A 5,828-nucleotide genomic window follows, 5' to 3' on the forward strand; every position below is an offset into this window, starting at 1 on the left:
CTTGGCTGTGGTTTTAATAGTAGACCCTCCTGAAGCATAGTAATTGTCGGAAAATAATAACGCATTTGTAGAGTCTACATAATAATTATCAAAACTTTTACTTTCCCCAATTTCTAAATTTTCTGAGTCAGGAGTTATCTTATTAACCCATATTTTTCTCAAATTTTCTCTGATTAAATTTCTCATATTGATATCAGCTAAAACTTCATTTTTATGTATAATTCGCTCTTCTCCAGTATTACCTAAAAAATGTTCTAGATTATCTGCAGCAAAATCATAATCATTATCTCTGGCTTTATCTACAAGACTGTTAAGTTTTCTTTCTGCATAATCTAAGTCAATTTCTTTAAAAGAACCATAATCTTTTGTGTTCCTTCGATCAGAATCATTTATTCTTTTATTGTTTTCATATGTTGATTCGTCTGTGTCTGTAGTGTTAACTTGATCTTCTTTTGTACTCTGTAAGCCCTCCAAATCCTTAGCTGTCACCGGTTTATTACCCGCATAATTATAAGGTGTTAATTGTGGGAATTTCTCCGCTAAAGGATCAATAGAAATAAACCTTCCAATCCAAGCGGCATAATATCGTGCTCCATAATAATACAATCTCCCAACGCGGCAGTCTCGCTCCTACATTAAAAACAGCCCCCAGCTGTTTTCTTAACATTCGGCCGCATCACGTTCCTTCCCACAATACCGGTAACGCTTTAATTTGACTTCGCTTTCGCTTTTACCAGAGCGATAACTTGATGTTCCAAATGGATAATATTCTTCATAAGAAATAATATTAGCAGAGTCATCCAGCTCCAAACAAGCACTTCCCAAGTGGTTATCATATTGGTAACGCCAGTTGATAGATGGGCTTGAAACTGTGCTTCCACTATCGATGGTTAGCGTTTCTAACTGTAGAAAAGTTTTTTCATCATCCCTTATGGATAAAGTTTCTCTTTCAATTTCTATTGTTCCATTCGTGCTTTGCTGCCATAGCTCAAAATCATTTATATATAAGCGTTCTTTTTTTAATACTTCCTCACTAGATCATTTTAAGCATTTAAATTTTTTCAATTATTTGTATTTCCCCTATTTTTTCATTACCTCTTAAAATCGTATAAAACATATTTTTTTTTAATTCTTCCTTAAGAAATTTATTTTCCACATTAAAAGATAATTTTGCGCTGAACGGTTTTTCATAATAAGATTTATCGGGATTTATAATTTTATATATAAAGCTAAATTGATACTGATTTATTTTTAAAAAAAACCAATCAACTATATCATCTTTTGGCTGTGATAAATTTTTAATTGACTCTATTTTAGATAAAGTCATTTCTGCAATATAATGGTATTCTCTATTCTTATCAAACATAGATTATCTATTTAGGTGTAACATAAGGAATTATTTCTTTTGGTAATACATATGCTCCAATATCTATATTTGGATACCAGTATTGGCTTGAATTAATAGAATTTGGCAATTCTGCTTTTATTACTTTATAACCATTTGGATACAACGCTTTTCCGTACCAATTAGCATCATCAATAGATTTCGCAAAATACTTTACTTCTAAACCGCCTTCTTGTAGCGAGAATTTACCTGTATTCCTAATTATAGTTTCCTCAGTAACATCTACAGCTCGGTACATCAGTAATCCTTTAGTAGATTTTGAACTTGTTCCTGTTGCTAAATTAAATAACTTTCTCGAACCTCCAATTAAAAAGAAAGGAGAATCATAACCCATAGCATCTACATTTCCTCTTGCTAGAGGAATTTGACCTCCGTAGTAATTATAAGCTTCTTCTGCCCAATCAGAAAGTTTTGTATACATTTCATCTGCTATTTCAAGATCGGTCAAAATGCACATATCTTCCTGTCCTTGTCCAATGCTTCTAATTAAAGGTCTAAATAATTCCCTATATTCTTTTTCAGAATAATTATCTTCTTTACCTAAAAAGCCGGAATGATAATAAACCGTTTTGCTGATTTCTTGTTCAATTCCATCTAACGCATTTATATAGCTTACAGTTTCTGTAGATTTTTCACCTTCTTGTTTAGGAGTGGTTTTCACCTCAACATCCCCTCCACTACTTTGCAAACCATGTAAATCTTTATAGGTTATGGGCTTATTCCCTGCATAATTATAAGGAGTTAATTGCGGGAACTTTTCTGCTAATGGATCTATAGAAATAAATTTTCCAATCCAAGCCGCATAAAATCTAGCCCCATAATAATACAATCTCCCAACGCGGCAGTCTCGCTCCTACATTAAAAACAGCCCCCAGCTGTTTTCTTAACATTCGGCCGCATCTCGTTCTTTACCACAGTATCTATATCTTTTAAGTTTTACTTCGCTCTGGCTCTTCCCTGAGCGGTAAGAAGTTGCCCCAAATGGGTAATATTCTTCATAAGAAATAACTGCGGCACTATCATCCAGCTCTAAACTAGCACTTCCCAAGTGATCATCGTACTGGTAACGCCAGTTGGTATTGAGAGTTGTTACAGTGTTCCCATTATCAACCGTTAAGGTTTCTAATTGTAAAAACGTTTTTTCGTCATCGCTTATGGATAAAGTTTCCCGTTCTATTTGTACAGTTCCAGAACTACTTTGTTGCCAAAGTTCCCATTCACCAACGTACAACCTTTCTTTTTTAATACTTCCGTTTACAATTACTTTTCTTATCCGGTTGCCGCTACTATCATAACGGTAATAGGCTGTGCCACTTCCACCTAAATCGGCTTCAAGAAGCATATTGTCCTCATTCCAATTTAGGCTGTCCAAGTGCGGCATACTCAGCATATTTCCAGTTTCATCATAGGTATAATCAGTTTGTCCACTAGTGTGGCCTATTAATTTATTGCTATTGCTCGGGTAAAAATAATTACGTGTCCAGTTCCCGTCTTGCGCGATATGCTGTATTTTCAGGATATTTCCTAACTCATCATAATCGTAATTTAAGGTATAATTTCTACAGGCATTGGTTTCGGTATCGGGTACCGGGTTTTGTATAGGGCAATCACTATCATTAGATTGTACTAAACCATTTAATTCTCTGCCCGTGGCTTGTTTTAGCCGGTATAAAGCATCATAGGTATATTTACAAAGAGGCTTTATCATTTGGTTGAAATAAAGAGGGACAAAATTAAGCTAAACAATATTTAAATTGATTTGTTACTTTTAAAAAAAAATTATTCAAATTCCTGCTCATAAAGTTTTTGCTCATATTCTATTGGTATCCTCTCCCATCCATTCTTTGGGATTTCATTTATTAAACTGTCAGGAACAGGAATCTCTAAAAAAATAAGATTATCCGCAGGATTTTTGGGATTAAATACGACAAAATATTTTTCTTTTTTTGGATTAGAACCTCTCAGGTAATTTGATTGATTATATAACCTCCCATTAACTAATATTTCATATTCACACGCTATGCCCCCTTTCATTCCAAATATTTTTTTAACATAACCTACCGTATAGCGACCAGAGGTTTTAAAATCCATATTTTTCTTCTTATCTTTAAGCAAGAAAAAAATTGTCAAAATAACAACTATAAAAATTCCAATTATTTTATTTCTATGTTTCATTTTGTTGTTTCTTGAATTTTTGAATTCATAAATGTACCCCTAATGAAGTTATTATATGGTTGTACATTTCAACACCAAACTTTTTAGATCTTTTATAATAAAACAAAGTCTCCAAATTTAAAAACACAAAACATTATAAACAGTATCAACGTCTACAACAGTTTTTTATATTTCTATTTTCTTAATACCCTTTCTATTTCCTCTCTGCTGTAATAAGGAGGAAAATATTTATTCACTCCTCCAAGAAACGTAGCCATTATTAAAGAATCTACCTTTTTTTGATAATTCTCTATAGGTATTTTATTTAATTCCCCACTTAAGTTATTTAAAGAATCTGGTACTTCTAAATTTAGAAAACATATTGATTCATCTGGATTCATCGAATTATAAATTATATAATAATTTTCACCTATTGTAGGTGATGAATTAGGAAATGATGCTAAAGATGGTTTACTTAAATACTCTTTATTGTTGACTATAAAAGAACAAATAGCTGTAACTGCACCTTTTGCAGGGGTTATATTTTTTTTATAAACAGCCTTAGTATATTTACCATTTCTATATATTTCAATAGTCTTATGTTTAGTATCCCATCTAGAAATAAAAAGGAATATGATTGTAAAACACAATAGTCCTGAAATGCCAATAATAATCTTTCTCAAATTAATTTTCATATTCTTCTTTAATCTTAGTTCCCATAAAATTACTAAAAACTGAACCTAAAATATCCACTCCATTTGGTCCTAAAGTATTTCCAGGAGAAGCCATTTTTCCACTTAAAGATGGTATAAAACTAGTTCCAAAATCTAAATTAGCTTCCCATAGACTTTTTTGAGGTTGGCCTCCATTACCAAAAACATCTCTATAACCACTTGTTATAGAATAATCTAAACCAGCAGCGCCAAGATTAGAATATAAACTATAGTTTCCATTTACTCCGCTAGCAGCAACATCAATCAAATCTACATCTCCAGATACGGTATACTGAATAGTTGCATCCACTCCCATTTTAAACAAAGGTTTGACAGCACTTTTTGAAAGTTGAAAACCCCCATAAGATCCTCCTACCCCAGCTAATAATGGTATACCAATACCGAAAGCAGCTGCATTCATCCAAAAGTTTGCAAGACCATCTGGATCAAAATTTTTATGACCTGCTGCAAAGTTTTCTGCAAAACCATCGAAATGACCACTAGGATCATACAAGGGTCTAAATATACCTTTTGCTTCTGCACTTCTTAATGCAGTTGCGACAGGTCCTTCGTCATTCAGAACTTTACTCCTTACTCTATAATCTTCCTGTGTATATCCCGAATTTGTCAAATCCGTTCCCCTTGAGTCAGTTATAATTACTACTTCATTTAATTGTTGTACTCCCGTAGTATCGGGAAATGCATTATTATTTATTTCACCATTATCTGTTTTTACCTCAATATCCCCTCCACTACTTTGAAGCCCATGGAGATCTTTATAGGTTATCGGCTTATTACCCGCATAATTATAAGGTGTCAATTGCGGAAATTTTTCCGCTAATGGGTCTATACTTATAAACCTTCCTATCCAAGCCGCATAATATCTAGCTCCATAATAATACAATCCTGTTTCCTCGTCTCTTTCTTTTCCACAATAACGATAACGTTTTAATTTTACTTCGCTTTCATTTTTACCAGAACGATAGCTTGACGCACCAAATGGATAATATTCTTCATAGGAAATAATATTGGCAGAATCCTCCAACTCCAAACAAGCAGAACCTAAATGATTATCATATTGGTAACGCCAATTGATGGTAGGGGCTGCCACGGTATTGCCATTCTCAATAGTTAAAGTTTCTAATTGTAGAAAACTCTTTTGGTTATCAGCAATGGATAAGGTTTCCCTTTCGGTCTCTATTGTTCCATTTGTACTCTGTTGCCACAATTCCCATTCTCCTACATACAACCTTTCTTTTTTAACACCTCCGTTTACAATTACTTTACGTACTCGGTTGCCGCTACTATCGTAACGGTAATAGGCGGTTCCTCCCCCACCTAAATCGGCTTCTACGAGCATGTCATCTTCATCCCAACCCATTTCATTTAAATGTGGCATCGTTAGCATATTTCCAGCTTCATCGTAGGTATAATCGGTTTGTCCGCTAGTATGACCTAGCAATTGATTACTATCGTTCGGGTAAAAATAGTTTCTTGTCCAGTTCCCATTTTGGGCAATATGCTGTATTTGCAAGATATTTCCTAACTCATCATAA

7 protein-coding genes are annotated in these 5,828 nt (G+C 33.6%); all 7 read right to left on the reverse strand.

The window, feature by feature from the left end; genetic code table 11:
- Positions 1–606 (reverse strand): RHS repeat-associated core domain-containing protein (locus tag FT986_RS15870; protein WP_305054930.1); only part of this gene is annotated, 606 nt, incomplete at its 3' end.
- A 445-nt stretch (positions 607–1,051) separates the two neighbouring features.
- Positions 1,052–1,366 (reverse strand): hypothetical protein, encoded by a 315-nt coding sequence (locus FT986_RS05030; RefSeq protein ID WP_147864135.1) that lies wholly within the window; start codon positions 1,364–1,366, stop codon positions 1,052–1,054.
- 7 nt (positions 1,367–1,373) lie between these two features.
- Positions 1,374–2,234 carry an RHS repeat-associated core domain-containing protein gene (locus FT986_RS05035; protein ID WP_147864136.1) on the reverse strand — a complete coding sequence of 287 codons (861 nt, stop codon included), beginning with the start codon at positions 2,232–2,234 and terminating at the stop codon, positions 1,374–1,376.
- Between the two features lie 54 nt (positions 2,235–2,288).
- The gene (locus FT986_RS05040; protein WP_147864137.1) at positions 2,289–3,113 is read right to left on the reverse strand and encodes an RHS repeat domain-containing protein; all 825 of its coding nucleotides are present in this window, start codon (positions 3,111–3,113) and stop codon (positions 2,289–2,291) included.
- A gap of 71 nt (positions 3,114–3,184) precedes the next feature.
- Complete coding sequence (locus tag FT986_RS05045) at positions 3,185–3,580, reverse strand: hypothetical protein (RefSeq protein WP_147864138.1); 396 nt, start codon at positions 3,578–3,580, stop codon at positions 3,185–3,187.
- A 173-nt stretch (positions 3,581–3,753) separates the two neighbouring features.
- Positions 3,754–4,254, reverse strand: a complete 501-nt coding sequence (locus tag FT986_RS05050) for a hypothetical protein (RefSeq protein WP_147864139.1) — start codon at positions 4,252–4,254, stop codon at positions 3,754–3,756.
- On the reverse strand, positions 4,244–5,828 hold a 1,585-nt coding region (locus tag FT986_RS05055), incomplete at its 5' end, for an RHS repeat domain-containing protein (protein ID WP_305054931.1). The genes FT986_RS05055 and FT986_RS05050, both read right to left, overlap by 11 nt.

It is taken from the genome of Mesonia sp. K4-1 (assembly GCF_008017825.1).
Classification (GTDB): Bacteria; Bacteroidota; Bacteroidia; order Flavobacteriales; family Flavobacteriaceae; genus Mesonia.